This window comes from Pseudomonas sp. TE3895, from assembly GCF_056278855.1.
Genome location: NZ_JBWBQE010000001.1, coordinates 2,234,565 through 2,255,361, shown reverse-complemented (window position 1 = coordinate 2,255,361; position 20,797 = coordinate 2,234,565). Strand labels below are relative to the sequence as shown.

Genomic DNA, 20,797 nt, shown 5'->3' with positions numbered 1-20,797 from the left:
TCGCCGGGGCTGCTGCGCAGCCCTTTCGCGACGCAAGGCCGCTCCCACAAGGGACCGCGCAGACACGAAAAAGGCGACCTTGGGTCGCCTTTCTCATTTCAACCCGCTATCAACGAGCCGGGCCTTCAGCCACGCCCAGGTCGTCCGTCGGGCGGGTATCGATCAGCGGCGCACCACCGGAGGCCAATTCCGAAGCCAGCTTGTCGTTGTCCATTTCCTTGACCCACTTGGCCACTACCACGGTGGCAACGGCGTTGCCCACCAGGTTGGTCAGGGCGCGGGCTTCGGACATGAAGCGGTCGATGCCAAGGATCAGCGCCAGGCCGGCAACCGGCAGGTGGCCAACAGCCGACAGGGTCGCGGCCAGCACGATGAAGCCCGAACCGGTAACGCCGGCAGCACCCTTGGAAGCCACCAGCAGCACCAGCAGCAGGGTGATCTGGTGAGTGATGTCCATGGTGGTGTCAGTGGCCTGAGCGATGAACACCGCAGCCATGGTCAGGTAGATCGAGGTACCGTCCAGGTTGAACGAGTAACCAGTCGGGATAACCAGGCCCACTACCGATTTCTTGGCACCCAGGCGCTCCATCTTGGCCAGCATGCGTGGCAGGGCCGACTCCGAGGACGAAGTACCCAGCACGATCAGCAGTTCTTCACGGATGTAGCGGATCAGCTTGATCACGCTGAAGCCGTGGGCACGGCAGATACCGCCCAGCACCACCAGCACGAACAGCAGGCAGGTGATGTAGAAGCAGGCCATCAGGTAGCCCAGCTGCACCAGCGAGCCAACACCGTACTGGCCGATGGTGAAGGCCATGGCGCCGAAAGCACCGATCGGGGCCAGCTTCATGATCATGTTGATGATGTTGAACATGACGTGGGCGAAGCGGTCGATCATGTCCAGTACCGGCTTGCCGTAGCTGCCCAGGCGGTGCAGGGCGAAGCCGAACAGTACCGAGAACATCAGCACTTGCAGGATGTCGCCGTTGGCGAAGGCGCCGACGACCGTATTGGGGATGACGTTAAGCAGGAAGCCGACGGTAGTCTGCTGCGCGCCGGCGGCGGCGTAGGCAGCCACGCTGCTGGCGTTCAGGGTGCTGACGTCGATGTGCATGCCAGCGCCTGGCTTGACCACGTTGACGACGACGAGGCCGATGATCAGGGCGATGGTGGAGACGATTTCGAAGTACAGCAACGCGTAGCCGCCGGTTTTGCCGACCGACTTCATGCTCTGCATGCCGGCAATGCCGCTGACCACGGTACAGAAGATGATCGGGGCGATGACCATCTTGATCAATTTGACGAAGCCGTCACCCAGGGGTTTGAGGGCAACGCCCGTTTCCGGGTAGTAGTGGCCGAGCAGGATGCCGATGGTGATGGCGACCAACACCTGGACATACAGGGATTTGTACAGCGGCTGACGTGTCGTCATGGCTAATTTTCCTCAAGTGTGCCGGTTCACCCTTCCCAGGGTGATGGGGGCACCTGAATCGCTAACCCTCCTGCACTTGGAGGGATTTGTCGTTGTGTTCGAGCTGCCTGGGCAGGCCTCTGCGAGGATCAATAGCAAGGGTGGTGCCAAAATGCCCATGAAGGGTGCAAGGTCCGTATTTGCTGGGGATAAATGCCCAACGACAGGGCGATATTCCCGGGACGGATTGGCGGATTTCCGCCCGATGGCGGAATTTGTACAAGGAGGAATGGCGGAAATCCGCCCTTTGTGGATTGCCTGTGCCGGCCCATTCGCGGATTGATCTGTGAACGGGCTGGCACAGGCTACGAATCAATCCAGGTGGAAGGTGATCCTGAACGCAGCGCCCCCCAGCGGCGAATCGCCAAGGCTCAGCTCGGCGTCATAGCTGTCGACGATATCCTTGACCACGGCCAAGCCGATGCCCTGCCCCGGGTGCTGGCTGTCCAGCCGCTCCCCACGCTCCAGAATGCGTTCACGCTGGTCGGCGGGCACGCCCGGCCCGTCGTCCTCGATGCACAAGGTCAGATACCCCGGCGCCTTCACCAGGCTCACCCGCACTTGGCCCAGGCTCAGCCGGTAGGCGTTCTCCAGCAGGTTGCCGAGCATTTCCAGCAACGCGCCCTGCTCCATCGGTACCTGCGCCGCGTCCGGCAACTCCAGCACCACGTCCACACGTTTTTCCCGGTAAACCTTGGCCAAGGTGCTGCACAGGCTGTCGAGCAACGGCCGCAGCAATACGCTGTGGCGTACCAGGCCACTCTTGCGCAGGCTGGCGCGTTGCAGCTGGTAGTCGATCTGCTGGCTCATGCGCTCGATCTGGCTTTGCAGCACCCGCGCCTGCTCGCGCTCGCCACTGCGCTGCTGCAAGCTTTCACCCACGCCCTGCAGCACCGCCAGCGGCGTCTTCAGGCTGTGCGCCAGATCGTCCAGCGAATCACGGTAGCGCGTGCGCTGCTCACGCTCACTGCGCAACAGACGGTTGAGCGAGCGGGTCAGGCGCAGCAACTCGCGTGGGTGCTCGCCGCTCAGGCCGTCACGTGCACCGGATTCCACTTCATCCAGTTCGTGGCTGAGGCGTCGCAACGAGCGCAACCCCCAGGTCAGGCCTGCCCACAGCAACACCATGAGCGCCAGCAATGCAGCGCCGAACCCCAGGTAGAGCTTTTCGCGCAGGCCATTGAGGGTGGCCTTGTACTCGCTCACGGGCTGCAGAGCGACAATGCTGTAGGCGGCGCTTTGCCCGCCCAGCAGCTTGATCTCGACGTCGTACACGAAGAACTCTTCGCCATCGGACTGGTGAATGCGGTCGAACTCGTTGCCGCGCCCGTCATAGCGCGGCTGGTAGTTGATGTGCCGGTCGGCGGTGGCACGCGACTGCCAGACCAGTTTGCCGTCGCGGTCAAAGATATAACCGAGCAGGCCTGTGTAGGGCAGGTTGTAACGCTCGTCCGGCAGCAGTGTCGGCATCTGCAGCTGGCCATGCTCGATACGCGCAGCGGAAATCAGCGTGGTCACATCAGAGGCCAGACGCTGCTCGATCGATTCCTGCAGAGCCAGGCTGAAGGCCTTCTGCAAGGCCGGCAGCAGCGCCAGCATGAACAGCAGCGCCAACACTGCGGCGGCCAGCATCAGGCGCACCCGCAGCGAGCGGATCATCGGCAGCGCTCGGTGAACAGGTAGCCCAGGCCGCGCACCGTGTCGATGGGTTTGAAGCCGCGCTCGCCTTCAAGCTTGCGGCGCAGGCGGCCAACCAGCACTTCGATGACATTGGGGTCGCGCTCTTCGTCACCTGGGTACAACTGTTCCATCAGGCGATCCTTGGCCACCACCTGCTGGTGATGGCGCATGAGGTATTCGAGGATGCGGTATTCGTAGGCAGTCAGGGCCAAGGCGTGTTCGTCGAGGGTGGCCTGCTTGCGGTTGAGGTCAAGTACCAAGGGGCCAGCGGTGATGGTCGACTGGATGAAACCACTGGAGCGGCGTAACAGGGCATTGAGCCGTGCTTCAAGCTCCTCGAACTGGAACGGCTTGACCAGATAGTCGTCGGCACCGGCGGCCAGGCCCTCGACCTTGTCTTGCCAGTTGCCACGGGCTGTGAGGATGAGAATGGGGAAGGTCTTGTCCTGGCTGCGCAGCCGCGTGATCAGCTCCAGGCCGCTGATACCGGGCAGGCCCAGATCGATGATGGCAAGGTCGAAATGGTACTGCTCGGCCTGGTACAGCGCCTCTTCGGCATCAGCGACCGCCTCGACCACATGGCCGCTTTCGCCCAGGCGGGTGTAGAGGTGATGGCGAAGCAGGGCTTCGTCCTCGACCACCAGCAGTTTCATGTGCAGCTCCTTATGTGTATTGCCTGTACCGGCCCTTTCGCGGGCATGCCCGCGAAGAGGCTGGTACAGGATAACGCGGCTCGTTCGTCAGAACTTGTAACTTGCTGCCAGGTAGGTCTGCGCGCTGCTGGTCAGGCGCAGGGTGCCGTCCTTCGGCCCGCCATGTGCGCCCACCTCGGTCGCGGCATTGGTGCGCAGGTAACGGTAGCCCAGCTCGACCGAGGCCTTGTCGGTGATGTCCTGGATCACACCGGCCTGCAAGCCGTAGGCATAACCGTAGTCAGTGTCCCGGCTGGCGCCTGGCGAGTCCTGGGTCAGCTTGGTCACACCCAGGCTGCCACCACCGAACAGCTTGGTGGTATCGCCCACCGGCAGGAACAAGTCGTAGCTGCCAAGCAGGTTTTCCTGGCGCAACTTCAGGCCACTGTGGTCGCCAGAGACGTTGTCATAGGTCATGTAGTAGCGGCCCTGATCGTTGATCTTGCCCAAACGCACACCCCAGGTATCGTCCTTGCCGATGATACCGTCGGCGTTGAGGTGGTCGGTGTTGCGTTGCAGCAGGCCGGACTTGCGAACTTTGTCGCTGGTCTGGCCGTAGGTGAGGCTGGCGAAGTTGTCGTCCGCGGCCTGGGCGGTGGTGATGCCAGCGGCACAGACGGCCATGGCGGCAAGCAGGGTATTGAAGGTTTTCATGGCTGGGTACTCCAGTTGGGTGCGCTGTTTCGGTCTGGAAGCTAGAGTAATCAGGGCACCCTGAACCGCGACTGAACCCTGGCTGAACCCCGGCTGAACGAACCGATAGCAAAACAAGGAGTTGTGAACATGCGAGCCCTGCTGGCCCTGACCCTGATGTGCAGCGCCGCCCTCGCCCAAGCGGCGGTAGTGACCCGTGAAATTCCTTATCAGGACGACGATGGCAACCGCCTCGTCGGCTACTACGCCTACGATGACGCGCTGGACGGCAAACGCCCAGGCATCGTTGTGGTGCATGAATGGTGGGGCCTGAACGACTATGCCAAGCGTCGTGCGAGAGATCTCGCCGCCCTGGGCTACAAGGCACTGGCCATCGACATGTACGGCGATGGCAAGCACACCGAGCACCCGCAGGATGCCCAGGCATTCATGGCTGCAGCGATGAAGGACCCGGCTGCGGCAGCAGCGCGCTTCGACGCGGGCCTGGAGTTGTTGAAAAAGCAGCCGAATGTGAACAAGCATCAACTGGGCGCTGTCGGCTACTGTTTTGGCGGCAAGGTGGTGCTCGATGCCGCACGCCGGGGAGAAAAGCTCGATGGCGTGGTGAGCTTCCATGGCGCACTGGCCACCCAGACCCCGGCAAAACCTGGCGTGGTGCGGGCCGATATCCTGGTCGAGCATGGTGCGGCGGACAGCATGGTCAGCCCACAGCAGGTAGAGGCATTCAAGGCCGAGATGGATGCGGCCAAGGTCAACTACCAGTTCGTCAGTATTGAAGGGGCCAAGCACGGCTTCACCAACCCCGATGCCGATCGGCTGAGCCATGGTGAACATGGGGGGCCGGACATTGGCTATAACAAGGCCGCGGACGAGCGTTCCTGGGCGGATATGCAGGCGTTCTTCAAGAAGGTGTTCAATTAAAAGATTGCGCAAATCGTTGTGTGTGCGGCCTTGCGTCCCGAAAGGGCCGCAGGTCCACTTCCACATAAGGCGCGCCTACAAGGAGGCGTTGCCACGCCACCTCCCTTAGCGCCTGCACAGCTGGCACAATAGCCGCCATGAACACACTTCCCGCCTGCTGCGCCCCGCTCCGGCACCACTGGCCCCTGCCCCGCCCACTCCCCGGCGCGGTGCTGGTCAGTTGCGCCTTCGACCCTGCCCACCTGGCAACCGACGACTTCCAGCGCGCCGGTATCGTGCCCAGCGCCAGCCTGCAGCGCTCGGTTGCCAAGCGCCAGGCCGAGTACCTGGCAGGTCGCGTATGTGCCCGCGCCGCGCTCCAGCGCCTGGACGGTCGCGACTACGTGCCCGGCACCCACGAAGACCGCTCGCCCATCTGGCCCGCCGGTATTCATGGCTCGATCACACACGGCAAGGGCTGGGCCGCCGCGGTGGTCGCCGGCGAAAACAGCTGCCAAGGTCTGGGCCTGGATCAGGAAGCCTTGCTGGATGACGAGCGCGCCGAGCGGCTGATGGGCGAAATCCTTACCCCGGCAGAGCTGGAGCGCCTGGACCGCCGCCAGCTTGGGCTTACGGTCACCCTGACGTTCTCGCTGAAGGAAAGCTTGTTCAAGACCCTGTACCCACTGACTCGCCAACGCTTCTACTTCGAACACGCAGAAGTGCTCGACTGGTCCGCGGAAGGGCTGGCGCGCTTGCGCCTGCTCACCGACCTGTCACCACAGTGGCAGCAAGGCGCAGAGCTGCAAGGCCAGTTCTGCCTGCAGGACGGCCACCTGCTGAGCCTGGTCAGCGTCTGACCTTTACAGCGGTGCCTGCTGCCTTGGCCAGTTCAGGCTGAAGCAGGCACCGCCCAACGCCTCGCTGCGCCCCACCGTAGCCCGGCCCGCGTGCCAGTAGATGATCCGCCGTACGATCGACAGGCCCAGGCCATGCCCGCCCGAGGCACGGGTACGGCTGTCATCGAGGCGGGTGAAGGGCGTGAAGATGCGGTCCCAGAAGCCCTCGGGGATCCCCGGGCCGTCATCCTCCACATCGATGCGGCAACGTTGCTGGCCCAGCTGATAGCTCAGGCGCACTTCGCCCTCGGCATGGCGCATGGCATTGCCGACAAGGTTCTGCAGGGCCCGGTGCAAGTAGCGCGGCTCGGCCTCGACCCAGGCGCCTTCGGCATCCGCGCCCTGACAGTCGCCGCGCACCACCCGCACCTCGGCACGCAAAGGTGCCAGCTCTTCGATCACCCGTTCGAGCAAGGCATCCAGATCGACCCGCTGGAACTTCAAGGCCGGTGCGCCCTGCTCCAGGCGGGCGTAGGTCAGCATCTCGTCGACCAGCTTGTCGAGGTCCTGGATATCCCCGTCCATGCCCGCCAGGTGCTTTGCCCGCATCTGTTCAGTCGTGGCGCTTTCGATCATCTCCAGGCCAAAGCGCAGGCGCGCCACCGGTGTGCGAAGCTCGTGGGACACCGCTCGCACCAGCTCGCGCTGCATGGTCAGCGAGCGCTGCAGGTGCTCGGCCATGCCATTGAAGGCAGCAGCCAGGCGCCCTACCGAGTCGGCGTCGCCGGCCGGTACGCGGGTATCCAGGCTGCCCTGGGCGATGCGCGTGGCAGCAATCTCCAGGCCCGACACACGACGTTCCAGCTGACGCACCAGCAGGTAGACCACCAGGCCGATCAGGCACAGCCCCAGGAAGGCAATCAGGATCAGCAACTGCGGCGGGTAAGGGTTGAGCTGGTACAGCGGGCCGATTTCCAGTACCCATGGCGAGCCCGTCAGCCCGGCGAACACCCGGATCGAGTCACCATCCTTGCCCAGCGCCATCACCGTGTCGCCCTCCTCCACGCGGCGCCGCTGGTCATCGTCCAGGCTGACCCGCTCGATACGTTGCAAGGCAACGCCAAAGCCGAAGCCCTTTTCCTGCTTGATCTGTGCCAGGCGCTGCTGCTGTTCGGTTACCGGGTAGCGCACCAGTTCGTCGGCCAATAGATAGAGGGTGGCCCGCGCCAACTGCTCGCTGATCTGTTTGATCTGCGCGACCAGCATCAGGTCTTCCTGGCCCACCTTGCGTAGCACTTGCGCCGCATGCGGGCCAATCTTCTCGACCACCACCAGGCCACGGTACAGGCGCGCCCGCTGGCCACCGTCAAGGCTGCGTGCGCTCATCGGTTGCAGCGCCAACGGCACGCCAAGCAGGCGTTCCCAGATCAGCAGCGAACGCTTGCGTTGGGTTTCATTCTGCATTGCCAGGTTGTCGGCCATCAGGCTGAAGGTGCCCTGGGCCAGGCCCTCGCGATGCTGGGCAGCGCGCACTTCGTTGACCAGGTGCAGGCTGAGCACGCCAAGCAAGGCCACCAGCACCAGCACGGCCAGCATGCCGCCGTAGATGCGCAGGAAGATCGAATTGTTCATGGTGCCTCGCCAACGAACAGGTAGCCTTTGCTGCGCAGGGTCTTGATCAACCGCGGCTGAAGCGGGTCGTCGCCGATCTTGGGGCGGATTTTCGAGATGCGGATATCGATGGAGCGGTCCTGGCCGTCGTAGCCCACGCCACGCAGTGCGGTGAAGATCTGTTCACGGGTCAGCACCCGGCCAGCGTTGCTGGCCAACAGCCAGAGCAGATCGAATTCGGCGCCGGTCAGTTCGATCAACTGCTCGCCCAGGTGCGCCTCGCGCAGGCGGTTGTCGATACGCAGCGCACCGAAGGCCAGGTCCTGGCGCTTGCTGTCCACGGTTTCGCTGCGGCGCAGCAGGGCCTGGATACGCGCCAGCAGCAAGCGTGGGCGCACGGGTTTGCAGACGTAGTCGTCGGCACCCAGGTCCAGGCCCTGAACCTGGTCGAGTTCATCGCTGCGCGCGGTGAGCATGAGGATCGCCCCCTGGTACTGGCTTCGCACCCGGCGGCAGATGCTCAGGCCGTCCTCGCCGGGCAGCATCAGGTCGAGGATGACCAGGTCGGGCTGGCTGTCGATGATGCGCCGGGCGGCGCGGGCACCATCCCCCTCCACGCTGACCTCGAAGCCGTTGGCCTGCAGGTACTCGGCGGTCAGCTCGGCCAGGCGCTGGTCGTCTTCGACAATGAGGATGCGGGGTAGGCTTTGATCCATGACTTTGGCCTTGTTTGTTCTTGGGATCGTGTCAGGGCAGCTGAGAGTATGACTGTAGATGGGGGGGGCCTGCGAGATCGAGCGCCGCCCGCACGGCGCATCGCGAGCGAAGCTCGCTACAACGGCCTGTGTCCAACCCCCGATGTGTGCCCACCACCGTGGTAGGAGCGGGTTTACCCGCGAATACGGTGGCGGCGGCAACGGTGAACGGCGGATGGAAATTGGCCAGCAGGCTCGGCCTCTTCGCGGGTAAACCCGCTCCTACAGGCGACCGCGCGCGGGGGAACCAAAATCTTCAGACATGCCCCTACCGCCCCCTCGACTGAACCGTTTTTTGTGATAGGGTTCGCGCCCGAAAAAAACTGCCCAAGGGCGTCACGCCGCAGAAAAATACTGCAAACCACTTGGCACAAGGCCTACAGCGAATACCCACCATTCACTCACAAAGTACGCACACGTTATCCACAGGCGATCGCCTTGCAAAGCCCCCAATACCGCATTATCTTGTATCCCGATCGCAGCGAACCACTAGATATAGGGGTTCGTGCAAAATCACACACAAAAGTCAACCCGCAAGATCAAGCGATTTTCCGGGTGGAACTTCAGGTGATTTCAGCAGCCAAACCGCTCCTGCGGAGGCGACCGAGGCAAGCCCTTCCAGGGCCTTGTTCGGGCATGGGTGTTGCAGGCCAGCCCTGGCATCCATCAGCAACAGATTTTGGGCTCGGCCCAGAACCTTTGACTTCGGCCAGGGAGCGGCAAGCCATTGCCCCTTATTCCTGAGTCTGTCCCGAAGTCGGTACGCCCGCGCGGGCGGATGCGCATGCATTGCGCATCCCCGCGAGGTTATCGAGCAAGTGGACGGAACGGTGGGCGCCCATAAGGCGCCTGAACAATATAGAAACTGTGGAGACACCCACCCATGCAAACCGACACAACTCGCGAGAACCCGCAGGCCCAGGTGCCGCAGGCCGCCGATTCCAACCAGGATCTGGCTGCCACCGCCCCCGGCCAACTGCGCGTGATCAAGCGTAACGGCACTGTCGTCCCTTACACCGACGACAAGATCACCGTCGCCATCACCAAGGCGTTCCTCGCAGTTGAAGGCGGCACCGCCGCCGCTTCGTCGCGCATCCACGACACCGTCGCGCGCCTGACCGAGCAGGTTACCGCCACGTTCAAGCGTCGCATGCCATCGGGTGGCACCATCCACATCGAAGAAATCCAGGACCAGGTCGAACTGGCCCTGATGCGCGCAGGCGAGCAGAAAGTCGCCCGCGACTACGTGATCTATCGTGACCAGCGCGCCAAGGAGCGTGCCACCCGCGCCAACACCGACGCCGTGGTCGAGCCGCACCCGAGCATCCGCATCACCCTGGCTGACGGCAGCCTGGCGCCACTCGACATGGCCCGCCTGAACACCATCATCAGCGAAGCCTGCGAAGGCCTGGCCGAAGTCGATGGCGACCTGATCCAGCGCGAAACCCTGAAGAACCTGTACGACGGCGTGGCCATCAAGGACGTCAACACCGCCCTGGTAATGACCGCCCGTACCCTGGTGGAGCGCGAGCCGAACTACTCGTTCGTTACCGCCCGCCTGCTGATGGACACCCTGCGCGCCGAAGGCCTGGGCTTCCTGAATGTAGCCGACAGCGCCACCCACCACGAAATGGCTGACCTGTACGCCAAGGCCCTGCCGGCCTACGTCGCCAAAGGTATCGAGTTCGAGCTGCTGAACCCGGCCCTGGCCGACTTCGACCTGGAAAAACTGGGCAAGGCGATCAACCACGAGCGCGACCAGCAGTTCACCTACCTGGGCCTGCAGACCCTGTACGACCGCTACTTCATCCACAAGGATGGCGTGCGCTTCGAGCTGCCGCAGGTGTTCTTCATGCGTGTGGCCATGGGCCTGGCGCTGGAAGAGAAAGACAAGGAAGCCCGTGCGATCGAGTTCTACAACCTGTTGTCGTCGTTCGACTACATGGCCTCGACCCCGACCCTGTTCAACGCCGGTACCCTGCGCCCGCAGCTGTCCAGCTGCTACCTGACCACCGTGCCAGACGACCTGTCGGGCATCTACCACGCGATCCACGACAACGCCATGCTGTCGAAATTCGCCGGCGGCCTGGGCAACGACTGGACCCCTGTGCGCGCACTGGGCTCGTACATCAAGGGCACCAACGGCAAGTCGCAGGGCGTCGTACCGTTCCTGAAAGTGGTCAACGACACCGCCGTTGCCGTGAACCAGGGTGGCAAGCGCAAAGGCGCTGTATGTGCCTACCTGGAAACCTGGCACCTGGACATCGAAGAATTCATCGAGCTGCGCAAGAACACCGGTGATGACCGCCGTCGTACCCACGACATGAACACCGCCAACTGGATTCCTGACCTGTTCATGAAGCGTGTCTTCGATGACGGCAAGTGGACCCTGTTCTCGCCTTCGGAAGTGCCAGACCTGCACGACCTGACCGGCAAGGCCTTCGAAGAGCGCTACGAGTACTACGAAGCCCTGACCGAGTACAACAAGATCAAGGTGTTCAAGACCGTCCAGGCCAAAGACCTGTGGCGCAAGATGCTGTCGATGCTGTTCGAGACCGGCCACCCATGGCTGACCTTCAAGGACCCGTGCAACCTGCGTTCGCCGCAGCAGCACGTGGGCGTGGTCCACAGCTCGAACCTGTGCACCGAGATCACCCTGAACACCAACAAGGACGAGATCGCAGTCTGCAACCTGGGCTCGATCAACCTGCCGAACCACATCGTCGATGGCAAGCTGGACACCACCAAGCTGCAACGCACCGTGAACACCGCTGTGCGCATGCTCGACAACGTGATCGACATCAACTACTACTCGGTGCCGCAAGCGCGTAACTCGAACTTCAAGCACCGTCCGGTCGGCCTGGGCATCATGGGCTTCCAGGATGCGCTGTACCTGCAGCACATTCCTTACGGCTCCGATGCTGCCGTCGAGTTTGCCGACAAGTCGATGGAAGCGGTCAGCTACTACGCCATCCAGGCTTCTTGCGACCTCGCCGATGAACGCGGCGCCTACGAGACCTTCCAGGGTTCGCTGTGGTCCAAGGGCATCCTGCCGCTGGATTCGCAACAGATCCTGATCGAGGCCCGTGGCCAGAAGTACATCGACGTCAACCTGGAAGAAACCCTGGACTGGGCGCCGGTACGTGCCCGCGTGCAGAAAGGTATTCGTAACTCGAACATCATGGCCATCGCGCCAACCGCGACCATCGCCAACATCACTGGCGTGTCGCAGTCGATCGAGCCTACCTACCAGAACCTGTACGTGAAATCGAACCTGTCGGGCGAATTCACCGTGATCAACCCGTACCTGGTTCGCGACCTCAAGGCCCGCGATCTGTGGGACTCGGTCATGATCAACGACCTGAAGTACTACGACGGTTCGGTACAGCAGATCGAGCGCATCCCGCAAGAGCTGAAAGACCTGTACGCCACTGCGTTCGAAGTCGAGACCAAGTGGATTGTCGACGCGGCTTCCCGTCGCCAGAAGTGGATCGACCAGGCGCAGTCGCTGAACCTGTACATCGCGGGTGCATCGGGCAAGAAGCTGGACGTGACCTACCGCATGGCCTGGTACCGTGGCCTGAAAACCACCTACTACCTCCGTGCCCTGGCCGCGACCAGCACCGAGAAGTCGACCATCAACACCGGCAAGCTCAACGCCGTTTCCAGCGGTGGCGACAGCGCCCCGGTCCAGGCAGCCGGCCCAGCGCCAGTGCCGAAGGCCTGCGCGATCGACGAGCCTGACTGCGAAGCCTGCCAGTAAGGCCTGAATGCCGTGCGGGGTGCCTACGGGTGCCCCGCGCGGCATTTTTGTATCCGCGCCTCAGAGAAACCTTGCCCTTTGCCCACTGTTCACGCAGCTCGGTAAAAGAACAGGACCTCTCAAAAAAGGATGTACGCCCATGGCGCGGAAAAAACTGGCATCTCGCAAGATTGGTCGCAACGCAGAAACCGGCCGTTTCACCTCAGTGGAACAGGCACGCAAGCACCCCAAGACACACATTGTCGAAACGCTGTATACCCACCGTAGCTAGTGGTAGCTGGCCTCATCGCCGGCCAGCCCGCGGCGAGGCCGGCTTTGCAACACAGCCCTCAAGAAACACCATATGATGTGCCTTGAAATTTAAACTGGCACAACATATAGGTTGGCGCTACACTCTCCCCCCGTAGAAGAGGCAACCTTTTTCGTGAACGGACGCACGCCAAACCGGTCGAAAAAGTTACCCTCGCCGGCGACACACGCGCCCCGATCGAAGGTGAATTCCGGTATACTCTGCGCCCTCTGAAAAGAGCACCTATTCAATTGTCCTGGCCCCTCCCAGAGGCCTGGCCAGGTACAAGCCAGAACACATTCAGATGTAAACGAGAGTCAGCCTCTCGAGCTGCCCATTCGCCGTTACGGCCTTGCGTCAGGCATCACATTCTTAAAATCCAACCGGTTGCCTCTGGGCGACCCTCAAGCAGGAGCCAAACCATGCTGAGCTGGGACGAATTCGACAAAGAAGACGGCGAAGTAGCCGCCAAAGGCAACACCCCTGCGCAGGCCGCTGCCGCCGCCACCCTCGACAAGCTCGACAGCGCCGGTGGTGCCGCCGCCCTGGAGGCCCGTGCGGCCACCGCTTCTGACTCCGAAGCCGTCAAACGTGCCAAGGCTGCCCTCGACGCCCTCGACGTTGCCGAAGGCCTGGCCGAGCTGGAAGGCTCCTCGGCCCGCGTTGCAGTCGATGAAAAGCGCATGATCAACTGCCGCGCCGACCTCAACCAGCTGGTACCGTTCAAGTACGACTGGGCCTGGCAGAAGTACCTGGACGGCTGCGCCAACCACTGGATGCCGCAAGAGGTCAACATGACCGCCGACATCGCCCTGTGGAAGAGCCAGGACGGCCTGACCGAAGACGAGCGCCGCATCGTCATGCGCAACCTCGGCTTCTTCTCCACCGCCGACTCGCTGGTTGCCAACAACCTGGCCCTGGCCGTGTACCGCCTGATCACCAACCCGGAGTGCCGCCAGTACATCCTGCGCCAGGCCTTCGAAGAGGCGATCCACACCCACGCCTACCAGTACTGCATCGAGTCGCTGGGCATGGATGAAGGCGAGATCTTCAACATGTACCACGAGATCCCGTCGGTCGCTAAAAAAGCCGCATGGGGCCTGAAGTACACCCGCGCCATCTCCGACCCGGAATTCAACACCGGCACCGTCGAAACCGACAAAGAGCTGCTGCGCAACCTGATCGCCTACTACTGCGTCCTGGAAGGCATCTTCTTCTACTGCGGCTTCACCCAGATCCTGTCCATGGGCCGCCGCAACAAGATGACCGGCGTGGCCGAGCAGTTCCAGTACATCCTGCGTGACGAGTCGATGCACCTGAACTTCGGTATCGACGTGATCAACCAGATCAAGATCGAGAACCCGCACCTGTGGGATGCGGCGATGAAGGAAGAAGCGACCCAGATGATCCTGCAAGGAACTCAGCTGGAGATCGAATACGCCCGTGACACCATGCCACGCGGTGTACTGGGTATGAACGCGGCGATGATGGAGGACTACCTCAAGTTCATCGCCAACCGTCGTCTGACTCAGATTGGCTTGAAAGAAGAATATCCAGGGACTACCAACCCGTTCCCATGGATGAGCGAGATCATGGACTTGAAGAAAGAGAAGAACTTCTTTGAGACGCGTGTGATCGAGTATCAGACGGGTGGGGCGTTGAGCTGGGACTGATCGTCCGGGCTGAGCATCGAGAAGGCTGCCGATTGGCAGCCTTTTTTTATGATTTTCCCCGAGAGTCCTGACGTCAGTTACGAAGATTGATTTCTTAATCCTATAAAAGACCGCCCCTGCGAAGGCCCATGTGAACAGGGGACCATTTATTGCCTGTGCTGGCCTCTTCGCGGGTGAACCCGCTCCTACAGAGATCGCAGTTTGCCGGGGTTACCTGGCAAGCTGGTCTGCCTGACTTGGCAATGAGCCCTATGGGCTGATGGGGGACCTGTGCGGGTTCATCGAGGCGTTGAACCCCCGCGAACACCGGCGCAGCCGGTGCCATACACCGAGTCGGATTCTTCGCGGGCATGCCCGCTCCCACCGGAGCAGAGCTCTGGCTTTGAGGCGGTGATTTACCTTGAGATTGCGACCTGGGACCGCCAAATCCTTGAAGCCTACTCAAGGCGCTCAGCAGCCTTTTTGTAAGCTTGGTCTCTTTCACGGCGATCGACAGCGACGACAAAAACCACGATCTCTTGGTCAATGACCTGATAAACCAGCCTATACCCGCTGCTGCGAAGCTATATCTTGTAGCAATCTAGCAGCGAGTGAAGGCGGTTTGCCTCGATTCGAGGTTTCAGCAGGACCTCTGCCAGTTTCTTCTTGAACTGCTGACGCACGGTATCGCCCAGCTTCTTCCACTCTTTCAATGCGCGGGCATCGAAGTCGAGGCTATAGGTCATCCAGCTTTACCCTCACGCGAAGCGGAGAAGCAAGCCGCTCTTGTACGGTAGCAATGAGATCTTCATCTTCCTCGGTCATCAGGACCGGCCGGAAGGGTAGCTTGCCCCGCTCAGCTACATATTGCAGGGCCTGGCGCATGAGTTCGGAGGGGGTGACACCGAGGCGATTGAGCTCTTTGTAGGCGCGGGCTTTGAGATCATCGTCGACGCGGATATTGATAGAAGCCATGACATAGCCCTCATGTAAAGACGATTGTCATTACACTGCACTGATCGTGGGGACTCTGCAATGGCAGTTTGTCTGCCGGAAGTGACCACAGCGCCATTCCCTTCAAATGAAGAGGCCTCGCCCCTGCCGACAGGAGGGGTACGGCACCAGCAAGGATGCCGGGACTGGACATGCCAGTCTACGTGGTCAAGGGCGAGGCCAGATCTGAAGATAGCGCAGGCTCGGGGATGGGGCCACCGCAGTTACGATTTGATTTTTAACCCTGCCCCCGGTTTGCGGTGCGAGGCGGCCAATGGGGTGGATGGCACGGGCTTTACCCGTGTTCGCGGGCAAGCCCGCTCCTACCAGTAGATCGTGTACGTGCGTGGCATGTTGCATGGCAGTTGTAGTATGTCTGCAGCGCGTTCAGGGTAGAGCCTCTACCGCTCAGTTTTTGGCGTCTAGTACCCTATTTGCTCTGCGATCAGCCGTTGACAGCCCTCCTCCCCCTTGCTAATAATCGCCCACAGTTGTACGACAACGCATAACAAAAACAACAATCAGTGGACAAACTCATGTCGACATCCATCCCGCTACACCTACGTCTGTTGCATACCCCTCTTCCCCCGGCCAGCTCGCGTAAACCTGCCAGTACGTAGCGCCCGGTTACCGCGCATTCACCCCTGGCCCTGACCGGCCCGTTATCTACCCGCCCCTGCCGCAGGCCGCTTGCGCGTGCCCGGTGGACGGGCTGCCACACCCTTAGGGAGCACAACAATAATGAAAATCTGCCACACCCTACCCTTCGCCCTGCTTGGCGCCGGGGTTATCGCCGGCCTGCCGGGCAGCAGCCTGGCAGCGGGATTTGTCGAGGACAGCAAGGCCACCCTCGGGCTGCGCAACTTCTACATCAACCGCAACTTCACCAACCCCAGCAACCCACAGAGCAAGGCCGAGGAGTGGACGCAAAGCTTCATCCTCGATGCCCGCTCGGGGTTCACCGAAGGGCCAATCGGCTTCGGCGTGGATGTGCTGGGGCTGTGGTCGGTCAAACTCGACGGCGGTGGCGGTACCTATGGCACGGCGTTGCTGCCACGCCATGACGATGGCAAGCCGGCAGACGACTACGGGCGCCTGGCAGTGGCGGGCAAGGCGCGTATTTCCAAGACCGAACTGAAGATCGGTGAATGGATGCCGGTACTGCCGATTCTGCGTTCGGACGACGGGCGTTCGTTGCCACAGACGTTCCGTGGCGGGCAGGTTACCTCCAACGAAATCGCAGGGCTGACCCTGTACGGCGGCCAGTTCCGCGGCAACAGCCCGCGTAACGACGCGAGCATGGAAGACATGAGCTACGGCGGCGGCGTGTCGGACCGTTTCAACTTCGTCGGCGGCGAGTACAAGTTCAACCAGGACCGCACGCTGGTGGGGCTTTGGAATGCGGTGCTGAAGGACGTGTACCAGCAGCAATACCTGCAACTGAGCCACAGCCAGCCGGTGGGTGACTGGACCCTGGGGGCCAACCTGGGCTACTTCCATGGCGACGAGGACGGCTCCGAACGCGCCGGGCAGCTGGACAACAAGACCTACTCGGGGATGTTCTCGGCCAAGTACGGCGGCAGCACCTTCTGGGTGGGGTTGCAGAAAGTCGATGGTGATACCTGGATGCGGGTGAACGGCACCAGTGGCGGGACCTTGGCCAACGACAGTTACAACTCCAGCTTCGACAATGCCAACGAGCGTTCGTGGCAGGTGCGCCATGACTTCAACTTCGTCACCGTCGGGGTACCGGGGTTGACCCTGATGAACCGCTACATCAGCGGGCGCGATGTGCACAGCGGGGGCGTGACCGATGGCAAGGAGTGGGTGCGTGAAACGGAGCTTGCGTATGTGATCCAGAGCGGGGCATTCAAGGATTTGAGTGTGAAATGGCGTAACTCGTCGATTCGCCGGGATTACAGCAATAACGAGTTTGATGAGAACCGGTTGATCTTCAACTACCCATTGTCGTTGCTCTGATCAAGACCTGCGGGTTTACCCGCGAATACGGTGGTGGCGGCGACGGTGAACGGCGGGTGGAGATTGGCCAGCAGGGCCGGCCCTTTCGCGGGTGAACCCGCTCCTACGACGACCTGTGTCCAACCACCGACCTGTGTCCACCCTCGATCAGGTGTAGGAGCGGGTTTACCCGCGAATACGGTGGCGGCGACAACGGTGAACGGCGGGTGGAGATTGGCCAGCAGGGCCGGCCCATTCGCGGGTAAACCCGCTCCTACACAGCGGCCTGCGCCCAACCACCGACCTGTGTCCACCCTCGATCTGGTGTAGGAGCGGGTTTACCCGCGAATACGGTGGTCGCGACAACGGTGAACGGCGGGTGGAGATTGGCCAGCAGGGCCGGCCCATTCGCGGGTAAACCCGCTCCTACACAGCGGCCTGCGCCCAACCACCGACCTGTGTCCACCCTCGATCAGGTGTAGGAACGGGTTTACCCGCGAATACGGTGGTGGCGGCGACGGTGAACGGCGGGTGGAGATTGGCCAGCAGGCCTGGCCCATTCGCGGGTAAACCCGCTCCTACGGGCGACCGCGCAGGCCTTTCGCATTTTCTTATCCGCGAAAAGGCCGGCAAAAGCCGCCCAAGCCTCATTGACAACACACAGAACCACCGCCAATAATCACTCAAGTCATACGACAACCTACAACAACTAACAATAAGAGCCGGCCATGACCACTACCCCCTTCAATCGCCTGCTGCTCACTGGAGCCGCAGGCGGCCTGGGCAAGGTCCTTCGCGAACGCCTGAAAGGCTACGCCGAGGTCCTGCGCCTTTCCGACATCAGCCCCATGGCGCCTGCTGCTGGCCCGCATGAGGAAGTCATCACCTGCGACCTGGCCGACAAGGCTGCGGTGCATGCACTGGTCGAAGGCGTGGACGCCATCATCCACTTCGGCGGGGTTTCTACCGAGCACGCCTTCGAAGAGATTCTCGGCCCCAATATCTGCGGCGTGTTCCACGTGTACGAGGCGGCGCGCAAGCATGGGGTCAAGCGCATCATCTTCGCCAGCTCCAACCACACCATCGGTTTCTACCGCCAGGATGAGCGCATCGACGCTCACGCGCCACGCCGTCCCGACAGCTATTACGGGCTGTCCAAGTGCTACGGCGAAGATGTGGCCAGCTTCTACTTTGACCGCTACGGCATCGAGACCGTCAGCATTCGCATCGGCTCTTCGTTCCCGCAGCCACAGAACCCGCGCATGCTCTGCACCTGGCTGAGCTATGACGACTTGGTGCAACTGATCGAACGTGGGCTATCGACGCCCGACGTTGGCCATACCATCGTCTACGGCGCCTCCGACAATCGCACCGTGTGGTGGGACAACCGCCATGCCGCGCACCTGGGCTATGTGCCCAAGGACAGCTCGGAAGCCTTCCGCGCAGCCGTGGAGGCCCAACCGGCACCCGCCGACGATGACCCGAGCATGGTCTACCAGGGCGGCGCTTTCGCCGTGGCCGGCCCGTTCAACTGACCCCACGCCAGGAGGCACGGCCATGAACTGCGAACTGATCGTCGACGCCCGTAACGGTACCGGCGAAAGCCCTGTGTGGCACCCCGGTGAACAGGCCCTGTACTGGGTAGACATTCCCGCTCGCCAATTGCATCGCTGGCAAGCGGCCGATGGCAAACACCAGTGCTGGCAAGGCGACGAGATGCTGGCCTGCATCGCCCGCAGCGGTCAGGGCTGGGTTGCGGGTATGGAAAGCGGCATCTTTCAGCTCCAGGCCAGGGCGGACGGCAGCCTGGACAGCCGGCTGCTCAGCAACGTGCAGCACGCCCAGGCCGGCATGCGCTTCAACGATGGCCGCTGCGACCGTCAGGGCCGCTTCTGGGCCGGGACCATGCTGCTGGACATGCAGCAAGGCGCCCATGTGGGTGCGCTGTACCGGCATGACGGCGAAGGCCACTTGCACCTGCAGCAGGACGGCATGATCGTGCCCAACGGCCTGGCGTTCAGCCCCGACGGCAAGCGCATGTACCTGTCCGACTCACACCCCAACGTGCAGAAGGTGTGGGCCTTCGACTACGACACCGACAGCGGCACGCCGCACAACAAGCGGCTGTTCGTCGACATGCGCGGCTACCCAGGGCGCCCCGACGGCGCCGCGATCGACCAGGATGGCTGCTACTGGATCTGCGGCAACGACGCCGGGCAAGTTCACCGCTTCACCCCTGACGGGCGCCTCGACCGCTCGCTCAGCGTGCCGGTGAAAAAGCCGGCCATGTGCGCCTTTGGTGGCGCCAACCTCGACACCCTGTACGTCACCTCGATCCGCCCCGCGGGCATCGACCTCGGCGACCAGCCACTGGCTGGCGGGGTATTTGCCCTCAACCCTGGCACAAAGGGCCTGGAGGAACCTGCCTACCGGGGCTGAGCCCCACTGCCACACCCACACTTGCACGCCCGAAACCGGATAATAAAAACCACGGAGTTTCATCATGACGTTCAAACGCAAGCTGCTTCTTGCCGTACTCCCGTTCGCCTTCAGCGTGGCCATGCCCGCCTCGGCGCTGGACATCAAGTTCGCCGAAATCCACCCGGCCGGCTACCCGACCGTGGTCGCCGAGCAGAACATGGGTAAAAAGCTGGAACAGGCCAGCAATGGCGATATTACCTTCAAGATGTTCGCCGGCGGCGTGCTGGGATCGGAAAAGGAAGTGATCGAACAGGCTCAGATCGGCGCCGTGCAGATGACCCGCGTCAGCCTGGGGATCGTCGGCCCGGTAGTGCCGGATGTGAACGTGTTCAACATGCCGTTCGTGTTCCGCGACCATGAGCACATGCGCAAGATCATCGATGGCGAGATCGGCCAGGAGATCCTCGACAAGATCACCAACTCCGACTTCAACCTGGTGGCCTTGGCCTGGATGGACGGCGGCTCGCGCAGCATCTACACCAAAAAGCCGGTGCGCAGCCTGGAAGACCTCAAAGGCATGAAGATTCGCGTACAGGGCAACCCGCTGTTCATCGACATGATGAACGCCATGGGCGGCAACGGTATCGCCATGGACACCGGGGAAATCTTCAGTGCCCTGCAAACCGGCGTGATCGACGGCGCCGAGAACAACCCGCCGACCTTGCTTGAGCACAACCATTTCCAGAGCGCCAAGTACTACACCCTGACCGGCCACCTGATCCTGCCGGAGCCGGTGGTGATGTCCAAGACCACCTGGAACAAGCTCACTCCCGAGCAGCAGGTGCTGGTGAAAAAGGTCGCGCGCGAAGCACAGATGGAAGAGCGTGCGCTGTGGGACGCCAAGTCTGCCGCCAGCGAAGAGAAGCTCAAGGCCGCCGGTGTCGAGTTCATCACTGTCGATAAGAAACCGTTCTTCGAAGCCACCGCATCGGTACGCGAGAAGTACGGCGCGCCGTACGCCGACCTGATGAAGCGTATCGACGCCGTCCAGTAATACCAGCCCCTTCCAAGACGACCTCGGCAGTGCGGCCGCCGCCGCCCTGCCGCTTTGGTGATGC

General features: G+C 62.0%; 16 protein-coding genes and 1 pseudogene. 9 read left to right on the top strand and 8 right to left on the bottom strand.

Going from position 1 to position 20,797, the window contains the following annotated elements:
* Positions 1–109 precede the first annotated feature (109 nt).
* From ACZ889_RS10145 to ACZ889_RS10130, 4 genes are all read right to left on the bottom strand, one after another.
* Positions 110–1,432, bottom strand: a complete 1,323-nt coding sequence (locus ACZ889_RS10145) for a dicarboxylate/amino acid:cation symporter (RefSeq protein WP_014861189.1) — start codon at positions 1,430–1,432, stop codon at positions 110–112.
* A 351-nt stretch (positions 1,433–1,783) separates the two neighbouring features.
* Positions 1,784–3,130: an ATP-binding protein gene (locus ACZ889_RS10140; protein ID WP_180688707.1), complete on the bottom strand. Its 1,347-nt coding sequence runs from the start codon at positions 3,128–3,130 to the stop codon at positions 1,784–1,786.
* Entirely contained in the window at positions 3,127–3,804 is a 678-nt protein-coding gene (locus ACZ889_RS10135; RefSeq protein WP_004576835.1) for a response regulator, read from the bottom strand. Before ACZ889_RS10135 ends, ACZ889_RS10140 begins: the two co-directional genes overlap by 4 nt.
* An 87-nt stretch (positions 3,805–3,891) precedes the next feature.
* Positions 3,892–4,497: an outer membrane beta-barrel protein gene (locus ACZ889_RS10130; protein ID WP_010952338.1), complete on the bottom strand. Its 606-nt coding sequence runs from the start codon at positions 4,495–4,497 to the stop codon at positions 3,892–3,894.
* 129 nt (positions 4,498–4,626) lie between these two features.
* On the opposite strand from ACZ889_RS10130, the gene ACZ889_RS10125 reads away from it, so the two are divergent.
* A complete protein-coding gene (locus tag ACZ889_RS10125; RefSeq protein ID WP_180688708.1) occupies positions 4,627–5,418 on the top strand; it encodes a dienelactone hydrolase family protein in 792 nt (263 codons plus the stop codon).
* Positions 5,419–5,555: 137 nt separating this feature from the next.
* Positions 5,556–6,257: a 4'-phosphopantetheinyl transferase family protein gene (locus ACZ889_RS10120; protein ID WP_180688709.1), complete on the top strand. Its 702-nt coding sequence runs from the start codon at positions 5,556–5,558 to the stop codon at positions 6,255–6,257.
* Between the two features lie 3 nt (positions 6,258–6,260).
* Here the strand turns inward: ACZ889_RS10120 and ACZ889_RS10115 are convergent, their stop codons facing one another.
* On the bottom strand, positions 6,261–7,868 hold the full coding sequence (locus ACZ889_RS10115) for an ATP-binding protein (RefSeq protein WP_476257350.1): 1,608 nt from the start codon (positions 7,866–7,868) through the stop codon (positions 6,261–6,263).
* Positions 7,865–8,563 (bottom strand): response regulator, encoded by a 699-nt coding sequence (locus ACZ889_RS10110; protein WP_476257349.1) that lies wholly within the window; start codon positions 8,561–8,563, stop codon positions 7,865–7,867. Before ACZ889_RS10110 ends, ACZ889_RS10115 begins: the two co-directional genes overlap by 4 nt.
* Before the next feature lie 922 nt (positions 8,564–9,485).
* Here ACZ889_RS10110 and ACZ889_RS10105 point away from each other — a divergent pair.
* The 3 genes from ACZ889_RS10105 (at position 9,486) to ACZ889_RS10095 (ending at position 14,327) form a co-directional block, all read left to right on the top strand.
* Entirely contained in the window at positions 9,486–12,365 is a 2,880-nt protein-coding gene (locus tag ACZ889_RS10105) for a ribonucleoside-diphosphate reductase subunit alpha (RefSeq protein ID WP_010952332.1), read from the top strand.
* Between the two features lie 139 nt (positions 12,366–12,504).
* Positions 12,505–12,636 carry a hypothetical protein gene (locus ACZ889_RS10100; protein ID WP_003254821.1) on the top strand — a complete coding sequence of 44 codons (132 nt, stop codon included), beginning with the start codon at positions 12,505–12,507 and terminating at the stop codon, positions 12,634–12,636.
* A gap of 440 nt (positions 12,637–13,076) precedes the next feature.
* Positions 13,077–14,327, top strand: a complete 1,251-nt coding sequence (locus ACZ889_RS10095; RefSeq protein ID WP_003254823.1) for a ribonucleotide-diphosphate reductase subunit beta — start codon at positions 13,077–13,079, stop codon at positions 14,325–14,327.
* Between the two features lie 437 nt (positions 14,328–14,764).
* On the opposite strand, the pseudogene ACZ889_RS10090 reads toward ACZ889_RS10095, so the two are convergent.
* Together ACZ889_RS10090 and ACZ889_RS10085 are read right to left on the bottom strand one after the other, a co-directional pair.
* Positions 14,765–15,052, bottom strand: a pseudogene (locus ACZ889_RS10090) (type II toxin-antitoxin system RelE family toxin).
* On the bottom strand, positions 15,042–15,281 hold the full coding sequence (locus tag ACZ889_RS10085; RefSeq protein ID WP_476257348.1) for a type II toxin-antitoxin system RelB/DinJ family antitoxin: 240 nt from the start codon (positions 15,279–15,281) through the stop codon (positions 15,042–15,044). Before ACZ889_RS10085 ends, ACZ889_RS10090 begins: the two are co-directional and overlap by 11 nt.
* Before the next feature lie 759 nt (positions 15,282–16,040).
* Here ACZ889_RS10085 and ACZ889_RS10080 point away from each other — a divergent pair.
* The 4 genes from ACZ889_RS10080 (at position 16,041) to ACZ889_RS10065 (ending at position 20,733) form a co-directional block, all read left to right on the top strand.
* The gene (locus ACZ889_RS10080; protein ID WP_180688712.1) at positions 16,041–17,279 is read left to right on the top strand and encodes an OprD family porin; all 1,239 of its coding nucleotides are present in this window, start codon (positions 16,041–16,043) and stop codon (positions 17,277–17,279) included.
* 707 nt (positions 17,280–17,986) lie between these two features.
* Positions 17,987–18,793: an NAD-dependent epimerase/dehydratase family protein gene (locus ACZ889_RS10075; protein WP_014860606.1), complete on the top strand. Its 807-nt coding sequence runs from the start codon at positions 17,987–17,989 to the stop codon at positions 18,791–18,793.
* Between the two features lie 22 nt (positions 18,794–18,815).
* Complete coding sequence (locus tag ACZ889_RS10070) at positions 18,816–19,697, top strand: glucurono-1,5-lactonase (RefSeq protein ID WP_180688713.1); 882 nt, start codon at positions 18,816–18,818, stop codon at positions 19,695–19,697.
* A gap of 64 nt (positions 19,698–19,761) precedes the next feature.
* Entirely contained in the window at positions 19,762–20,733 is a 972-nt protein-coding gene (locus ACZ889_RS10065; protein ID WP_003254830.1) for a TRAP transporter substrate-binding protein, read from the top strand.
* Positions 20,734–20,797 lie beyond the last annotated feature (64 nt).

Bases quoted from the DNA above. Each gene is read 5' to 3' on its own strand.
- ACZ889_RS10145 (WP_014861189.1), bottom strand. From the start codon at position 1,432: ATGACGACACGTCAGCCGCTGTACAAATCCCTGTATGTCCAGGTGTTG.
- ACZ889_RS10140 (WP_180688707.1), bottom strand. From the start codon at position 3,130: ATGATCCGCTCGCTGCGGGTGCGCCTGATGCTGGCCGCCGCAGTGTTG.
- ACZ889_RS10135 (WP_004576835.1), bottom strand. From the start codon at position 3,804: ATGAAACTGCTGGTGGTCGAGGACGAAGCCCTGCTTCGCCATCACCTC.
- ACZ889_RS10130 (WP_010952338.1), bottom strand. From the start codon at position 4,497: ATGAAAACCTTCAATACCCTGCTTGCCGCCATGGCCGTCTGTGCCGCT.
- ACZ889_RS10125 (WP_180688708.1), top strand. From the start codon at position 4,627: ATGCGAGCCCTGCTGGCCCTGACCCTGATGTGCAGCGCCGCCCTCGCC.
- ACZ889_RS10120 (WP_180688709.1), top strand. From the start codon at position 5,556: ATGAACACACTTCCCGCCTGCTGCGCCCCGCTCCGGCACCACTGGCCC.
- ACZ889_RS10115 (WP_476257350.1), bottom strand. From the start codon at position 7,868: ATGAACAATTCGATCTTCCTGCGCATCTACGGCGGCATGCTGGCCGTG.
- ACZ889_RS10110 (WP_476257349.1), bottom strand. From the start codon at position 8,563: ATGGATCAAAGCCTACCCCGCATCCTCATTGTCGAAGACGACCAGCGC.
- ACZ889_RS10105 (WP_010952332.1), top strand. From the start codon at position 9,486: ATGCAAACCGACACAACTCGCGAGAACCCGCAGGCCCAGGTGCCGCAG.
- ACZ889_RS10100 (WP_003254821.1), top strand. From the start codon at position 12,505: ATGGCGCGGAAAAAACTGGCATCTCGCAAGATTGGTCGCAACGCAGAA.
- ACZ889_RS10095 (WP_003254823.1), top strand. From the start codon at position 13,077: ATGCTGAGCTGGGACGAATTCGACAAAGAAGACGGCGAAGTAGCCGCC.
- ACZ889_RS10085 (WP_476257348.1), bottom strand. From the start codon at position 15,281: ATGGCTTCTATCAATATCCGCGTCGACGATGATCTCAAAGCCCGCGCC.
- ACZ889_RS10080 (WP_180688712.1), top strand. From the start codon at position 16,041: ATGAAAATCTGCCACACCCTACCCTTCGCCCTGCTTGGCGCCGGGGTT.
- ACZ889_RS10075 (WP_014860606.1), top strand. From the start codon at position 17,987: ATGACCACTACCCCCTTCAATCGCCTGCTGCTCACTGGAGCCGCAGGC.
- ACZ889_RS10070 (WP_180688713.1), top strand. From the start codon at position 18,816: ATGAACTGCGAACTGATCGTCGACGCCCGTAACGGTACCGGCGAAAGC.
- ACZ889_RS10065 (WP_003254830.1), top strand. From the start codon at position 19,762: ATGACGTTCAAACGCAAGCTGCTTCTTGCCGTACTCCCGTTCGCCTTC.